This window comes from Pseudomonas sp. YL2 (assembly GCF_023063025.1).
Taxonomy (GTDB): Bacteria; Pseudomonadota; Gammaproteobacteria; order Pseudomonadales; family Pseudomonadaceae; genus Aquipseudomonas; species Aquipseudomonas putida_A.
Map to the genome: position 1 here is coordinate 52,763 of NZ_JAJSLU010000022.1, position 15,696 is coordinate 68,458.

Consider the following 15,696-nt stretch of genomic DNA (forward strand, 5'->3'; position numbering starts at 1 on the left):
TTACTCCTGGACAATTTTGGTCGCCTCGCGCGACCTGTTTTCAGACAGATCCTGGCGGGCATGAGTTCTGTAGTGTAACGGCAGCGGCCACAAAAAAGGGCGGCCAAAGCCACCCTTTTTATACTTGCTGCGACGGATTAATCGAGCGTTAACGTTGCAGGAGATGTCCATCACCGTTAACGCTCGATTCAGGGCGGTTAGTGCAGGCCCTGGATGTAGCTGGAGACTGCGGCAATGTCTTCGTCGCTCAGTTTGCGCGCGATGGTGCGCATGGTCATCGCGTCGCCGTCGTTGGCGCGACCACCTTCTTCCTTGCGGAAGTCGGTCAGCTGTTTGGTGATGTATTGAGCATGTTGGCCACCCAGGTGCGGGAAACCTGCAGCAGCGTTGCCGGCACCGTTCGGCGAGTGGCAGCCGGTGCAGGCTGGCAGGCCTTTTTCCAGATTACCGCCGCGGAACAGCGCCTCACCACGAGCCACGATCTTCGGATCAGCGGCACCGACGCTGCCTTTCTGGCTGGCGAAGTAAGCAGCAATGTCAGCCAGATCCTGATCGCTCAGGTTGGTCAGCAGGCCGGTCATTTCCAGAACCTGGCGCTTGCCCGACTTGATATCGTGCAACTGCTTGTCGAGGTAGCGTTCACCCTGACCTGCCAGTTTCGGGAAGTTTGGCGCCATGCTGTTCCCGTCCGGGCCATGGCAGGCTCCGCAGACGGCAGCTTTCGCCTGGCCGGCGGCGGCATCACCGGCAGCATGGGCGAAGCCTGAAATTCCCACGGTCAACAGCAGACTCACGATCAATTTGTTCATCAGCTAATCCAACTACGGCTAAGGGTTAAGAGTTATGGACCGGGCTTACTCTCGCTCATCCAAAGGATGATGGCCTGGTAATCCTCGGCACTGCAGTCCATGCACAAACCACGCGGCGGCATCGCCTTGAAACCCTGGGTCACGTGTTGCACCAGCGTCTCCATACCTTTCGCCAACCTCGGCGTCCAAGCTGCCTGATCGCCTCTTGCGGGCGCCATGGGTAGTTGGCCGGAATGACAGGCACCACAAACACGGTTGTACACGGCTTCCGGTTCCTGTGTAGCCTGTGCGCCGCAAAGCGGTATCAGGACTCCGGCAGCCAGCAGCCATTTCGTCATAAAACGACCTTTTCAGGGTTGAGAGCGTTCTGCGTTCTGATGCGCAATCAAGGTCTTTGGCTCTCATGAACTTCATCCTTCGCTGGGACAAAGCACACACAAAATCTGCGGCATTATATACTGGCGTCACTGAAACGGAAGCGACACCGCGTTCCGCGCCCAATCCCGGCGCCGCCCACATCGGAAATCCCATGCAACTCAAGAATCCCATCCTCGGCCTGTGCCAACAGTCCACGTTCATGCTCAGTGCCGCCAAAGTCGATCAATGCCCTGACGACGAAGGCTTCGAAGTGGCGTTCGCCGGTCGTTCCAACGCCGGTAAATCCAGCGCACTGAACACCCTGACTCACGCCAGTCTGGCGCGTACCTCGAAAACCCCGGGTCGCACACAGCTGTTGAACTTCTTCAAGCTAGACGATGAACGGCGTCTGGTCGACCTGCCGGGCTACGGTTATGCAAAAGTACCGATCCCGCTCAAGCAACACTGGCAGCGTCACCTCGAGGCGTACCTCGGTGGCCGGGAGAGTTTGAAGGGTTTGATTCTGATGATGGACATCCGTCATCCAATGACCGACTTCGACCTGCTGATGCTCGACTGGGCCGTTGCGGCCGGCATGCCGATGCACATTCTGCTGACCAAGGCCGACAAGCTGACCTACGGCGCCGCCAAGAACACGCTGCTGAAGGTGCAGTCGGAAATCCGCAAGGGTTGGGGCGATTTGGTGACAATCCAGCTGTTCTCCGCGCCAAAGCGCATGGGGCTGGAAGAGGCCTACACTGTGTTGGCAGGCTGGATGGAACTGGCGGACAAGGGCGCCGAAGCGGCGACCGAGGCAGAATAAGGGAATTTCAAAACTGTCTGTGGTGCTGCCAGGCAAGGCAAAAGCGCTGGTAAAAAGCGGAGTTTAGGGAACCTAAATGAGCATTTTTAACTGCGCTTTTAACGCAGTCTGGCTGCGCCACAGGCAGTTTTTGGGCAAAAAAAGCCCCGGACTTCATATGGGGAGGGAGAAGTTCCGGGGTTCAAGTTCCGAACCGCTAGGGCGGGGTTCAGATATCTGCCAACACTTAACACAACATAGGAGCATCGAAGGGCTTCACCAGCCATTCAGTATCTCTGAGTAGTGAGTTGTCAGATTAGTTCAGATTTTTTTCAAAAAGCTTTGGAATAACCGCAAGCGCGATTCGAAATAAGCGCTTTTCGGGCGTTTGCCGCGACAGTGTGTCGCGGCAAACGCCCGGCCTAGACGCCTCAGTGCGCCTCATCCCAGTTGTTGCCGACGCCAACTTCCACCAGCAACGGCACGTCCAGTTTCGCCGCTTCGCTCATGTGCAGGCGGATTTCCTGACTCACCTGATCGACCAGATCCTCGCGAACCTCCAGTACCAGTTCGTCGTGCACCTGCAGGATGACTCTGGCGTCCAGCCCGGACGATGTCAGCCAGTTATCCACCGCCACCATGGCTTTCTTGATGATGTCGGCGGCGGTGCCTTGCATCGGCGCGTTGATCGCCGTGCGTTCGGCGGCAGCGCGTTCCTGCGGCTTGTTGGAGTTGATTTCCGGCAGGTACAGACGACGACCGAAGAAGGTCTCGACGTAACCCTGATCCGCTGCCTGCTTGCGGGTGCGCTCCATGTATTCGCGCACACCCGGGTAGCGGGCGAAGTAGGTGTCGATGTAGGCCTTGGCGGTCTTGGTGTCGACGCCGATGTCCTTGCCGAGTTTCTGCGCGCCCATGCCGTAGATCAGGCCGAAGTTGATCGCCTTGGCGCCACGGCGCTGGTCGGACGTCACGTCGCTCAGCTCGACCTTGAATACTTCAGCGGCGGTCGCGGTGTGCACGTCCAGATTGTTGCGGAAGGCGTTCATCAAGCCTTCGTCCTTGGACAAGTGGGCCATGATCCGCAGTTCGATCTGCGAATAGTCCGCTGCCAGCAGTTTGTAGCCTTTGGGCGCGACGAAGGCCTGACGGATACGCCGTCCTTCAGCGGTACGAACCGGAATGTTCTGCAGGTTCGGATCGCTGGAAGACAAGCGCCCGGTCGATGCTACGGCCTGGTGATACGAGGTGTGGATACGCCCGGTGCGCGGGTTGATCTGCTCCGGCAGGCGATCGGTGTAGGTGCTTTTCAGCTTGCTCATGGAACGGTGTTCCATCAGCACTTTCGGCAAGCGGTGATCGTCCTCAGCCAGTTTTGCCAGCACTTCCTCGGCGGTCGATGGCTGGCCCTTGGCGGTTTTCTTTAGTACCGGCAGGCCGAGTTTTTCGTAGAGGATCACGCCCAACTGCTTCGGCGAGCCGAGGTTGAATTCTTCGCCGGCGATCTCGAACGCTTCGCGCTCCAGCGCGACCATCTTGTTGCCCAGTTCGATGCTCTGGATGCCGAGCAGTTCAGCATCGACGAACGCGCCCTGACGCTCGATGCGCGCCAGCACCGGCACCAGCGGAATCTCGATGTCAGTCAGCACGCTGGCCAGGCTCGGGATTGCGCTGAGTTTTTCAAACAGGGTCTGATGCAGGCGCAGGGTAATGTCGGCGTCTTCGGCGGCGTACGGGCCGGCCTGCTCCAGAGCGATCTGGTCGAAGGTCAGCTGCTTGGCGCCTTTGCCGGCGATGTCCTGGAAGCTCACGGTGGTGTGATCCAGGTACTTCTGCGCGAGGCTGTCCATGTCGTGGCGGGTGGCGGTGGAATTGAGCACGTAGGACTCAAGCATGGTGTCGAAAGCGATGCTGCGCACGGTGATGCCTTCGTTCTGATCACCGCCGATGGCGCAGTTGGCCAGAATGTTCATGTCGAACTTGGCGTGCTGGCCGACCTTGAGTTTGTTCGGGTCTTCCAGAATCGGCTTCAGCGCGCGCAGCACCGTGTCGCGATCCAGCTGCTCGGGCACGCCGATGTAGGAGTGGGTCAGCGGAATGTACGCCGCTTCGTTGGCTTGCACCGCGAACGACAGGCCGACCAGTTGCGCCTGTTGCGCGTCGATGCCGGTGGTTTCGGTGTCGAAAGCGAACAGCTTGGCGTTGTTCAGTTTCTCCAGCCAGACGTCGAAACGCGCCTGATCAAGGATGGTTTCATACGCTGCTTCGGTTGGAGCGGCAGGGGCTTCTTCTGCGGTGGCGCTGAACAGATCACCAGCCGGCGCAGGTTCGGCGGCGGCGCTCAGTTCCTGGCGCTTGGCGTCACGATCCAGATCATTCAGCCAGCTCTTGAATTCCAGCAAGGTGTACAGCTCGTAGAGCTTGGCCGGGTCTTCCGCGCCCATCTGCAGATCATCGAGGCCGATGTCCAGTGGCACGTCGATTTTGATGGTCGCCAGTTGATAGGAGAGGAAAGCCATTTCCTTGTGCTCTTCAAGCTTGGCCGGCAGGGTTTTCGCGCCGCGAATCGGCAGGGTCGGGACGATGTCGAGATTCGCGTACAGCTCGGTCAGGCCGCCGTTGACACCGACCAGCAGGCCGGAGGCGGTCTTTGGACCGATGCCGGGAACCCCCGGAATGTTGTCGGAAGAATCGCCCATCAGTGCCAGATAATCGATGATCTGCTCGGGTGCGACGCCGAATTTCTCCTTCACGCCCTCCACGTCCATCGAGCTACCGGACATGGTGTTGACCAAGGTAATGTGGCCATCGACCAGTTGCGCCATGTCCTTGTCGCCGGTGGAGATGATCACCGGACGATCCGCCGCCGCGCTGCTGCGTGCCAGGGTGCCGATCACGTCGTCAGCCTCGACGCCTTCCACGCACAGCAGCGGGAAGCCGAGGGCGATCACGCTCTGGTGCAGCGGCTCGATCTGCACGCGCATGTCGTCGGGCATGCTTGGGCGGTTGGCCTTGTATTCGGCGTACATCTCATCGCGAAACGTCCCGCCCTTGGCGTCGAAGACCACGGCGAACGGGCTGTCCGGGTACTGCTTGCGCAGACTTTTGAGCATGTTCAGCACACCTTTGACCGCGCCGGTCGGCAGGCCTTTGGAGGTGGTCAGCGGTGGCAGGGCGTGGAAAGCGCGGTACAGGTAAGACGAACCGTCCACCAGGACGAGGGGGGCTTGGCTCATGAGCAGAATCAACCTTTTCGGCGGGCCCGGCGCTAGAATAGCGGGACCGTTGACGACAAAGGGACAAGGTTATCATGCGTACGTTAAATCGCTTGCTGCTGGTCGGTTTGATTGCTGCCTCACCATTGGCCGCGATGGCGGCGGATGATGCGCCGTCAAAGGAGCCGGAAGTTACCATTAACACGCACACCGAAGGCGACAAGGTCATTCAGGAATACAGCCGCAGTGGCTTTGTGTATGCGATCAAGGTCACGCCGAAGGGCGGCAAACCGTATTTTCTGGTGCGCGCCGATGGTTCGGACGTGAACTACATCCGTTCCGACCAGCCGGATATGCTGATTCCGTCGTGGGAAATCTTTACCTGGAAGTAAGATTCCTGACTTTTTAATCGGCGCCGCTTGATCGCGGCGCCCGAACTGAGCAGTTTTTAACCATGTCTGTGTTCACCCCCCTGGCTCGGCCCGAGCTGGAAACCTTTCTCGCCCCTTACGGGCTCGGCCGTCTGCTTGATTTCCAGGGGATCGCCGCCGGCAGCGAAAACACCAATTTCTTTATCAGCCTGGAACAGGGCGAGTTCGTCCTGACCCTGGTCGAGCGCGGCCCGGTGCAGGAAATGCCGTTTTTCATCGACCTGCTCGACGTGCTGCACGAGGCCGAGCTGCCGGTGCCCTACGCGCTGCGTACCACTGACGGCGTGGCCCTGCGTGAACTGAAGGGTAAACCGGCATTGCTCCAGCCGCGACTGTCCGGCAAGCACATCAAAGTTGCCAACGCCCAGCATTGCGCGCAGGTCGGCGAGTTGCAGGCGCATCTGCACCTGGCGACCCAGGGCGAGCGCATGATCAAGCGCAAGACCGATCGTGGCCTGGACTGGATGCTGGAGGAGGGCACCGAGTTTCTCTCGCATCTGGCGGACGAGCCGCGTGTGCTGCTGCGCAAGGCGCTGGATGAAATCACTGTGCAGAAAGAAAGAATCCTCGCGCTGCCACGGGCCAACATTCATGCGGATCTGTTCCGCGATAACGCGATGTTCGAAGGGACGCACCTGACCGGCTTGATCGACTTCTACAACGCCTGTTCGGGGCCGATGCTCTATGACGTGGCGATTGCCTTGAACGACTGGTGTTCGGACGAGGAAGGCTTGATTGACGGGCCGCGTGCCCGCGCATTCCTCGGCGCCTATGCGGCGCTGCGTCCGTTCACTGCCGCTGAAGCGGAGCTATGGCCGACCCTGCTGCGTGTGGCCTGTGTGCGGTTCTGGCTGTCGCGGTTGATCGCCGCCGAGCAGTTTGCCGGGCAGGACGTGCTGATTCACGATCCGCGGGAGTTCGAGCAGCGCTTGGCGCAGCGGCAGCAGGTACATACACAGCTACCTTTCGCCCTTTAAAAGCTTCGCGAGCAGGCTCGCTCCCACATTGGATTTGCGAACGACAAATGTCCATGTGGGAGCGGGCTTGCTCGCGAATGGGCCGGCAAATTCAGCATCTATGTTGAATGCCCACCGCTTTCGCGAGCAGAAGTTGGGGTTTACAACGATTCCAGGCACCCGGCCAAATCGTTGCCCAGCTTTTCCAGCACCTGCTCATACCCCTGAGCTGTCGCCGGTGTATAGCCGCCCAACGCATCCAGTTCCGCCAGCTTCACCGGCAGGCCCGCCACCAGGGTTTCCGCCAGGCGTGGACGCAGCGGCGGTTCGCTGAACACACAGGTCTTGCCGACTTCCTGCAGGCGTTTGCGCATTGCCGCCACATGCTGCGCGCCGGGCTGCACTTCCGCTGCCACACTGAATACCCCGGTGTGCTTCAGGCCGTAAGCGTCTTCGAAGTAATCGAACGCTTCGTGGAACACGAAGTACGGTTTGCCTTCAACGCTGGTCAGACGTTTTTTCAGGCGCGCATCGAGCGCATCAAGACGCTCGTCGAAGGCCTTGGCGTTGCTCTGGTAGCGCTCGGCGTTGGCTGGGTCGGCAGCGCTCAAATCAGCCGCCATCCTGTCGGCAATCACCCGAGCATTGACCGGCGATAGCCACAAATGCGCGTCCAGCGTGCCCGGGCGATGATCGTGATCATGCTCGTCGGCATCTTCGGCGTGGGAGTGGCTGTCTTCGGCAAAGCGGCGCAACTTCATGCCCGGCAGGTCCTGCACGGCGACGCTCGGCAGCGTACGACCGTTCAGCACGCGCGGCAGGAAACCTTCCATATCCGGGCCGATCCAGTACAGCAGATCCACCGATTGCACCTTGCGTACGTCGGACGGGCGCAGGGCGTAATTGTGCGGCGAGGCACCCGGTGGCAGCAGCACTTCCGGAATGGCGATCCCGTCCTGCACCGCCGCGGCAATCAACTGCAGCGGTTTGATGCTGGTGAGAACCCTGACCTCGGCCTGAGCCGAACCGATCAGCAGAAAACTGGCGATAAACGCCACAAAAACAGAAAAAAGTCGGGACACGATGACCACTCAAGGAGGCGAGAACGGGTAACATAATAACGTCTCTATCAAAACGCGTCGCCGCCCATGCCTATTACACCGATTGCCAGCCGTCCCCACGACCACTCTCATTGCGTGCACAGCGCACTGACCGAGGCCGATACCTTGTGCGCCCAGAAAGGCCTGCGCCTGACTGCGTTGCGCCGGCGGGTGCTGGAGCTGGTGTGGCAGAGCCACAAGCCGCTGGGCGCCTACGACATTCTGGCGGTGCTCAGCGAGCAGGACGGCCGCCGCGCCGCGCCGCCAACCGTGTACCGCGCGCTGGATTTCCTCTTGGAAAACGGCCTGGTGCACCGCATCTCCTCGCTCAACGCTTTCGTCGGTTGCGTGCATCCCGAGCATGCGCATCAGGGCCAGTTCCTGATCTGCCGCGACTGCCACGCCGCCATCGAGCTGGAACAGAAAGCCATCAGCGACGCGATCATCCACAGCGCCAGGGATGTCGGGTTCATCGTCGAAGCGCAGACCGTCGAAGTGGTCGGCCTGTGCTCCGGTTGCCAGGGGGCTTGATGAGCAACCCGTTGATCCGTCTGGAGAACGTCGCCGTCACTTTTGCCGGGCAGACCGTGCTGGACAACATCGAGCTGAGCGTCGAACCGGGGCAGATCGTCACCCTGATCGGCCCCAATGGCGCCGGCAAGACCACCCTGGTACGCGCCGTGCTCGGGCTGCTGAAGCCGGACAGCGGCAGCGTCTGGCGCAAGCCGAAACTGCGCGTTGGCTACATGCCGCAAAAGCTGCACGTCGATCCGACCTTGCCGCTGTCGGTACTGCGCTTCCTGCGCCTGGTGCCCGGCGTAGACCGTCCGCGTGCGCTGGCAGCGCTGAAGGAAGTCGGCGCCGAACATGTCATCGACAGCCCGGTGCAAAGTGTTTCCGGCGGTGAAATGCAGCGCGTGCTGCTGGCTCGGGCGCTGTTGCGCGAGCCGGAGCTGCTGGTGCTGGATGAGCCGGTGCAGGGCGTCGATGTCGCCGGGCAGGCCGAGCTATACAGCCTGATCACCCGCCTGCGTGACCGTCACGGCTGCGGCGTGCTGATGGTGTCCCACGATTTGCATCTGGTGATGAGTACCACTGATCAGGTGGTTTGTCTGAATCGCCACGTCTGCTGCTCCGGGCATCCCGAGCAGGTCAGCGGCGATCCGGCGTTTGTCGAGCTGTTCGGCAAGAATGCGCCGACCCTGGCGATCTATCACCACCATCACGACCACGCCCACGACCTGCACGGTTCGGTGGTCAAGGCGCCCGTTGCGGGCCACACCCACGTTCACGGAGACCACTGCAAGCATGGCTGATTTTCTGTTGTATGCCCTGCTTGCAGGTCTGGCGCTGGCGCTGGTCGCCGGGCCGTTGGGTTCGTTCGTGGTCTGGCGGCGCATGGCCTACTTCGGCGACACCCTGTCACACGCTGCGCTGCTCGGCGTGGCCCTGGGCTTTCTGCTGGATGTCAGCCCGACCGTTGCGGTGACCGTCGGCTGCCTGCTGCTGGCGGTGCTGCTGGTGACCTTGCAACAGCGTCAGCCGCTGGCCTCCGACACGCTTTTGGGAATTCTCGCACCGAGCACGCTCTCTCTCGGGCTGGTGGTACTAAGCTTCATGCATGAAGTGCGGATCGACCTGATGGCCTATCTGTTCGGCGACCTGCTGGCGATCAGCCCGACCGATCTGGCGTGGATCCTCGGCGGCAGCGCGGCGGTGCTGGTGTTGCTGGTGACGCTGTGGCGGCCGCTGCTGGCGATCACCGTGCATGAGGAATTGGCCAAGGTCGAAGGCCTGCCGGTGGCGGGCCTGCGCATGGCGCTGATGCTGTTGATTGCGGTGGTGATCGCGGTGGCGATGAAAATCGTCGGTGTGTTGCTGATTACTTCGCTGCTGATCATTCCGGCGGCTGCGGCACAACGTCACGCCCGCTCGCCGGAGCAGATGGCCGTGGGCGCGAGCCTGCTGGGTATGCTCGCCGTATGTGGCGGGCTGGCGTCGTCATGGTTCAAGGACACCCCGGCGGGGCCGTCGATCGTTGTGACGGCGGCCGCACTGTTTCTGCTGAGTTTTGTTCTGCCCCGTCGAGGGGTGTAGACTTGCTCGCTTTTTGCGCAATTAGAGAGTCGCAGGAATGAAGCCGTTCGCCTCCCGTTATCTGCTCCTTGTCGCATTTTCCGTGCTGCTGGGCGCCTGCCAAAGCACGCCGCCGGTGGCCGAAGCCCCCGACGCGCGGGCCACGGCCATCGCACAGCTGGAGCAAAGCCTGGCCAGCAGCGAACTGGCCACCGCCGAAGACCAGTTGGCCGCGTTGCAGGCACAAAACCCCAACGATCAGTCCCTGGAGCAATATCAGCGCCAGTTGGCCGAGGCCTACCTGCGCCGCAGCCAGATCGTGTTGCAGAAAGGTGATGTGAACGCCGCAGCCACTGCGCTGAGCCGTGCCCGCGCTCTGATGCCCAAAGCCCCGGCGCTGACCGGTGGCGTCAACGGCGCCATCACCGAAGCCCGTAAGGCCGAGCTGGAGAAAGCCGAAGCGGCGCTGCTGGCGGCCGAAGCCAAGCCGAAAGCCAAGGTCATCGATCCGACTGCCGAAAGCACCACGGTGGCGCTGAACATTAACGATAGCCGCAAGCTTCGCCGGCAACTCGACGCGATCGCCGCCGATGTGGTGAATTATGAGTGTGCCGTGAGCATCCAGGCGCCGCGCACCCAGGATTACCCATGGCTGGCGACGTTGCTGAGCAAGCGCGTGAAGAAACTGAATCCGGATTTCGAGCTGCAGATCGAGAAGCAGATCCTGCGCACGGTGCCGGCGCAGATGGTTCTGATTCCAGCCAAACCCTAAAGCTTCGCGAGCAGGCTCGCTCCCACAGGTACAGCGTGAACCCGCGGGAGCGAGCCTGCTCGCGAAAGCGTCCTCTCAGCCAGCCAAGAACTTAAGCTGGAATGGCCTTGGCCTTAGGCTCCCGCGCCCAGACCCGATGCTGCCCGATCGCCGCAAAGAACGGCTTGGTCAACCCCGGCACATCCTTGCCCTGCAGCAGTCCTGCATCCGCTTCCAGCTTCAGTAGATCCTGCAACTGCTTGGCCTCGCCGTGCAGCGCAATCGCCTTGAGGTGCTTGTAGGCTTCCAGCAGGTAATGCAGCGCCACGCCGTCGCCACTCAACGCCTTGATCGAGGCCGCACCACCCGGCACGAACACCGCATCGAAGATCACTGAAGGCATACCTTCCATGGATGCGTCCACCGGCAGGGCTTTGCCGTCGGCAGTCTTCACCGGTGCCGAAGTCGGGCCGAGCAGCTTGGCGTGCGCACCTTCTGCTTCCAAGGCCTTTTTCATCGCATCAATCGCTGCACCATCGACGCCGTTAGCGGCAAGAATCGCCACTTTTCGGGTTTTGATGTCCTCTGGCAGCAGATTCGCCTGACTCAGCGCTGGCGAATGATCGAACGAGGTTTTACGCACCTCGACCGTGCCTTTGCTTGGCGCTGGCAATCCGAGGTTGGCCGCCACACGTTTGGCCAATTCCAGGTCGATGTTGGCGAGAATCTCATTCACCTGCCGTGCACGGATAAACTCGCGTTCGACCTTGCCCAGCTCGAAGCTGTAGGCGGCAATGATGTGCTCCTTCTCGTGCTCACTCATGCTGTTGAAGAACAGCCGCGCTTGCGAGAAGTGATCGCTGAACGACTCGCTGCGCTGGCGGATCTTGTTCGCATCGATGCGTTCCGGGTAGCTCTCGAAGCCGCCGTCCTGCGCGGCTGGCGGAGTCTCTTTCGGCCAGCCGCCATCAATCGAGTTCGGCTCGTAGGACGCGCGCCCCTTGTCGATCACTGTGCGGTGCTGCGCGTCGCGCTGGCCGTTGTGGAATGGCGCCACCGGGCGGTTGATCGGCAGCTCATGAAAGTTCGGCCCACCGAGTCGGCTGATCTGCGTATCGGTGTAGGAAAACAGCCGGCCTTGCAGCAGCGGGTCATTGGAGAAATCGATGCCGGGCACGATGTGGCCGGGGCAGAATGCGACCTGCTCGGTCTCGGCGAAGAAGTTGTCCGGGTTGCGGTTCAGGGTCATCTTGCCCAGCGGGGTGATCGGCACGATTTCTTCGGGGATCAGCTTGGTCGGGTCGAGGATGTCGAAATCGAAGTCATGTTCGTTTTCCTCCTCGATGATCTGTACGCCCAGCTCCCATTCCGGGTAGTCGCCCATCTCGATGGCTTCCCAGAGATCGCGACGGTGGTAGTCGGTGTCTTTACCGGCGAGCTTCTGCGCTTCGTCCCACACTAGCGAACAGGTGCCGGCAGTCGGGCGCCAGTGGAATTTGACGAAGCGTGATTTGCCCTCGGCGTTGACCAGGCGGAAGGTATGCACGCCAAAGCCTTGCATGCTGCGCAGGCTTTTCGGGATTGCCCGGTCGGACATCGCCCAGATCACCATGTGCGCCGATTCCGGTACCAGCGAGACGAAGTCCCAGAAGGTGTCGTGGGCCGAGCCGCCAGTGGGGATTTCGTTGTGCGGCTCGGGTTTCACCGCATGGACGAAGTCGGGGAACTTGATCGCGTCCTGGATGAAGAACACTGGCATGTTGTTGCCGACCAGATCGAAGTTGCCCTCGTCGGTGAAGAACTTCACCGCGAAACCGCGCACGTCGCGCACGGTGTCACCGGAACCGCGCGGCCCCTGCACCGTGGAAAAACGCACGAACACCGGAGTCTTTTTCCCCGGATCCTGTAGGAAGCCGGCCTTGGTCAGTGTCGAATGGTTCTCGTAGGCCTGAAAGAAACCATGCGCGCCAGTGCCGCGCGCGTGAACAATGCGCTCCGGAATGCGTTCGTGGTCAAAGTGCGTGATTTTCTCACGCATGATGAAGTCTTCCAGCAACGACGGCCCGCGCGGGCCGGCCTTGAGGGTGTTCTGGTTATCGGCGACCTTCACCCCTTGGTTGGTACGCAGGGCCTGGCCGGTAGCGTCGGAGCGAAATTTCTCCAGGCTGTCGAGTTTGGCGTTGGTGTTGGCGCGATCCTTGGTATCGGTTCCGGCCAGCTGGCTTTTGTCGGTCGTAGGTTTCTTGCTGCTCATCAGACGTAAACTCCTCGGTTGACCCCGTTTCGACGGGGACTCTTGAGCGTTTCCGGGCACGGTTACCCAGGGTTTCAAGTCGCTTATCTAGTGACCAATGAGCAGGAACGGGCGTTCCTTTTTTATGACCTTTGATCTTGTTATTGCCAAATCGAAGGTTAATTGCGAAATAAATGCTAAGAACCTCTATACGGACAGGCTAAAATGCGCGCCCGGCTAACCGCTGATCCTTTTCTAACGCGCCCCACAAGGTTCGCTACGTGATCGAGTTTCAAAACGTCCACAAAACTTACCGCGTCGCCGGTAAGGACATCCCCGCCCTGCACCCGACCAGTCTTTCGATTGAAAACGGTCAGGTCTTCGGCCTGATCGGCCATTCCGGTGCGGGAAAAAGTACCCTGCTGCGTCTGATCAATCGCCTGGAAGATTCCAGCGGCGGCAAGATCATCGTCGACGGCGAAGAAGTCACCGCGCTGGACGCCAACGGCCTGCGCCGTTTCCGCCAGCAGGTCGGGATGATCTTCCAGCACTTCAACCTGCTCGCCTCCAAGACCGTGGCCGACAACGTCGCGCTGCCGCTGACCCTGGCCGGCGAACTGTCGAGCAGCGAAATCAATCAACGCGTCGCCGAGTTGCTGGCCCGGGTCGGTCTGTCCGATCACGCCAAAAAGTACCCGGCACAATTGTCCGGCGGCCAGAAACAGCGCGTCGGCATCGCCCGCGCCCTGGCGACCAAGCCGAAAATTCTGCTGTGCGACGAGGCCACCAGCGCCCTCGACCCGCAGACCACCGCGTCGGTTCTGCAACTGCTGGCCGAGATCAATCGTGAACTGAAGCTGACCATTGTCCTGATCACCCACGAGATGGACGTGATCCGTCGCGTTTGCGATCAGGTCGCGGTGATGGACGCCGGGGTGATCGTCGAGCAGGGTTCGGTGGCAGATGTGTTCCTGCATCCGCAGCACCCGACCACCAAGCGTTTCGTCCAGGAAAGCGAGCAGATCGACGAAAGCGAACAGCGCGATGACTTCGCTCATGTGCCGGGCCGCATCGTGCGTCTGACCTTCCAGGGCGAAGCGACCTACGCGCCGTTGCTCGGTACCGTTGCCCGGGAAACCGGGGTCGACTACAGCATCCTCGCCGGTCGCATCGACCGCATCAAAGACATTCCTTACGGGCAATTGACCCTCGCCGTCACCGGTGGCGACATGGAAGCGGCTTTCGCCCGCTTCACCGCCGCTGACGTTCACATGGAGGTGCTGCGTTAATGGAAATGCTCAAGGCTTTCTTCGAAAACATCGATTGGCTGGAAATCTGGCTGGCCACTGGCGACACCATGTTGATGCTCGGTGGTTCGCTGCTGTTCACCGTATTGCTTGGCCTGCCGTTGGGTGTGCTGCTGTTCCTCTGCAGCCCGCGTCAGTTGCTGGAAAACCGTGGCCTCTACGCCTTCATGTCGTTGGCGGTGAACATCCTGCGTTCGTTGCCGTTCATCATTCTGCTGATCGTGATGATTCCGTTCACCGTGCTGATCACCGGCACTTCGCTGGGCGTGGCCGGTGCGATTCCGCCGTTGGTGGTGGGTGCGACGCCGTTCTTCGCGCGTCTGGTGGAAACCGCGCTGCGTGAAGTCGATCGCGGCATCATCGAAGCCACCCAGTCGATGGGCGCGACCACCCGGCAGATCATCATGAACGCCTTGCTGCCGGAGGCCCGTCCGGGCATCTTCGCAGCGATTACGGTGACCGCGATTACTCTGGTGTCCTACACGGCAATGGCCGGTGTGGTCGGCGCCGGTGGTCTGGGTGACCTGGCGATCCGTTTCGGCTACCAGCGTTTCCAGACTGACGTGATGATCGTCACCGTGGTGTTGCTGCTGATACTGGTACAAGTGCTGCAAATGGTCGGCGACCGACTGGTCGTGCATTTCTCGCGCAAATAACCGGTTTTTGTAATCAAGAAATGAGCCGGCCATTCGCTGGCAGGCGCCAGACGGGCGCCTCATAAGGAGTTAGCTGAATGAAAAAACTGATCGCTGCTTTCGCTGCCGTAGCCGCTTTTTCGGCCCACGCTGAAACCCTGACCGTTGCCGCCACCCCGGTGCCGCACGCGGAAATCCTCGAATTCGTGAAGCCGGCCCTGGCCAAAGAAGGCGTGGATCTGAAGGTCAAGGTCTTCACCGACTACATTCAGCCGAACGTGCAGGTGGCTGAAAAGCGCCTGGATGCCAACTTCTTCCAGCACCAGCCATACCTTGATGAGTTCAACAAGGCCAAGGGCACCAACCTGGTGGCGGTGACCGGCGTGCATCTGGAGCCGCTGGGCGCCTACTCGAACAAGATCAAGGATCTGAAGGACCTGCCAAGCGGCGCCAACGTGGTGATCCCGAACGACGCCACCAACGGCGGCCGTGCGCTGTTGCTGCTGGCCAAGGCTGGCCTGATCACCCTGAAGGATCCGACCAACATTCTGTCGACCCCGAAAGACATCGCGCAGAACCCGAAAGACCTGAAAATCCGTGAACTGGAAGCCGCGACCATCCCGCGCGTGCTGACCCAGGTTGATCTGGCGCTGATCAACACCAACTACGCGCTGGAAGCCAAGCTCGATCCGTCCAAGGATGCGCTGGTGATCGAAGGCAACGACTCGCCGTACGTCAACATCCTCGTATCCCGTGCGGACAACAAGGACAGCGCCGCGATGCAGAAACTGGCTGCTGCGCTGCACAGCCCGGAAGTGAAGCAATTCATTACCGAGAAGTACAAAGGCGCGGTATTGCCGGCGTTCTGATTTAGATCGCTGCAACGAAAAGGGGGCGCCATGAGCGCCCCCTTTTTTGTGCCCGGAACACCGTCCCCGTGGGGGGGGGGGTTTGCCTCGAGGGGGGGGGGGGGGGGCCCCCATTTTTTTTTTTCTCCCCCCCCCTCCCTCCCCCGCCCCCCCCC

At 60.8% G+C, this 15,696-nt stretch carries 15 protein-coding genes; 10 read left to right on the forward strand and 5 right to left on the reverse strand.

Annotated elements, in window-relative coordinates:
• Positions 1-197: 197 nt before the first annotated feature.
• Together LVD08_RS24745 and LVD08_RS24750 are read right to left on the reverse strand one after the other, a co-directional pair.
• Positions 198-809 (reverse strand): c-type cytochrome, encoded by a 612-nt coding sequence (locus LVD08_RS24745; RefSeq protein WP_103367995.1) that lies wholly within the window; start codon positions 807-809, stop codon positions 198-200.
• Positions 810-841: 32 nt separating this feature from the next.
• Entirely contained in the window at positions 842-1,147 is a 306-nt protein-coding gene (locus tag LVD08_RS24750) for a c-type cytochrome (RefSeq protein ID WP_027610239.1), read from the reverse strand.
• A gap of 191 nt (positions 1,148-1,338) precedes the next feature.
• Here LVD08_RS24750 and yihA point away from each other — a divergent pair, with 191 nt between their 5' ends.
• Positions 1,339-1,989: a ribosome biogenesis GTP-binding protein YihA/YsxC gene (yihA, locus tag LVD08_RS24755; protein WP_003220309.1), complete on the forward strand. Its 651-nt coding sequence runs from the start codon at positions 1,339-1,341 to the stop codon at positions 1,987-1,989.
• A gap of 410 nt (positions 1,990-2,399) precedes the next feature.
• On the opposite strand, the gene polA is transcribed toward yihA, so the two are convergent.
• A complete protein-coding gene (gene polA / locus LVD08_RS24760; protein ID WP_247269479.1) occupies positions 2,400-5,204 on the reverse strand; it encodes a DNA polymerase I in 2,805 nt (934 codons plus the stop codon).
• A gap of 74 nt (positions 5,205-5,278) precedes the next feature.
• Here polA and LVD08_RS24765 point away from each other — a divergent pair, with 74 nt between their 5' ends.
• Together LVD08_RS24765 and LVD08_RS24770 are read left to right on the forward strand one after the other, a co-directional pair.
• Positions 5,279-5,575 carry a DUF2782 domain-containing protein gene (locus LVD08_RS24765; protein ID WP_007962757.1) on the forward strand — a complete coding sequence of 99 codons (297 nt, stop codon included), beginning with the start codon at positions 5,279-5,281 and terminating at the stop codon, positions 5,573-5,575.
• Positions 5,576-5,637: 62 nt separating this feature from the next.
• Positions 5,638-6,591 (forward strand): homoserine kinase, encoded by a 954-nt coding sequence (locus LVD08_RS24770; RefSeq protein ID WP_247269480.1) that lies wholly within the window; start codon positions 5,638-5,640, stop codon positions 6,589-6,591.
• Positions 6,592-6,731: 140 nt separating this feature from the next.
• Here the strand turns inward: LVD08_RS24770 and LVD08_RS24775 are convergent, their stop codons facing one another.
• Positions 6,732-7,652: a zinc ABC transporter substrate-binding protein gene (locus LVD08_RS24775; protein ID WP_247269481.1), complete on the reverse strand. Its 921-nt coding sequence runs from the start codon at positions 7,650-7,652 to the stop codon at positions 6,732-6,734.
• A gap of 66 nt (positions 7,653-7,718) precedes the next feature.
• On the opposite strand from LVD08_RS24775, the gene LVD08_RS24780 reads away from it, so the two are divergent.
• From LVD08_RS24780 to LVD08_RS24795, 4 genes are read left to right on the forward strand one after another with little or no spacing between them, the layout of a single operon-like run.
• Positions 7,719-8,201, forward strand: a complete 483-nt coding sequence (locus LVD08_RS24780; RefSeq protein WP_027610234.1) for a Fur family transcriptional regulator — start codon at positions 7,719-7,721, stop codon at positions 8,199-8,201.
• A complete protein-coding gene (znuC, locus tag LVD08_RS24785) occupies positions 8,201-8,986 on the forward strand; it encodes a zinc ABC transporter ATP-binding protein ZnuC (protein ID WP_247269482.1) in 786 nt (261 codons plus the stop codon). Before LVD08_RS24780 ends, znuC begins: the two co-directional genes overlap by 1 nt.
• Complete coding sequence (gene znuB / locus LVD08_RS24790) at positions 8,979-9,767, forward strand: zinc ABC transporter permease subunit ZnuB (RefSeq protein ID WP_247269483.1); 789 nt, start codon at positions 8,979-8,981, stop codon at positions 9,765-9,767. The genes znuC and znuB overlap by 8 nt, the downstream gene beginning before the upstream one ends.
• 37 nt (positions 9,768-9,804) lie before the next feature.
• A complete protein-coding gene (locus LVD08_RS24795; protein WP_247269484.1) occupies positions 9,805-10,518 on the forward strand; it encodes a PA5502 family lipoprotein in 714 nt (237 codons plus the stop codon).
• Positions 10,519-10,609: 91 nt separating this feature from the next.
• Here the strand turns inward: LVD08_RS24795 and katE are convergent, their stop codons facing one another.
• On the reverse strand, positions 10,610-12,751 hold the full coding sequence (gene katE / locus LVD08_RS24800) for a catalase HPII (protein WP_098966480.1): 2,142 nt from the start codon (positions 12,749-12,751) through the stop codon (positions 10,610-10,612).
• Positions 12,752-13,011: 260 nt separating this feature from the next.
• Between katE and LVD08_RS24805 the strand changes: the two genes are divergently transcribed.
• From LVD08_RS24805 to LVD08_RS24815, 3 genes are all read left to right on the forward strand, one after another.
• Positions 13,012-14,019 carry a methionine ABC transporter ATP-binding protein gene (locus tag LVD08_RS24805; RefSeq protein WP_027610230.1) on the forward strand — a complete coding sequence of 336 codons (1,008 nt, stop codon included), beginning with the start codon at positions 13,012-13,014 and terminating at the stop codon, positions 14,017-14,019.
• A complete protein-coding gene (locus tag LVD08_RS24810) occupies positions 14,019-14,693 on the forward strand; it encodes a methionine ABC transporter permease (protein WP_027610229.1) in 675 nt (224 codons plus the stop codon). The genes LVD08_RS24805 and LVD08_RS24810 overlap by 1 nt, the downstream gene beginning before the upstream one ends.
• 77 nt (positions 14,694-14,770) lie before the next feature.
• On the forward strand, positions 14,771-15,541 hold the full coding sequence (locus tag LVD08_RS24815; protein ID WP_223007090.1) for a MetQ/NlpA family ABC transporter substrate-binding protein: 771 nt from the start codon (positions 14,771-14,773) through the stop codon (positions 15,539-15,541).
• The last annotated feature ends 155 nt before the right edge of the window (positions 15,542-15,696 follow it).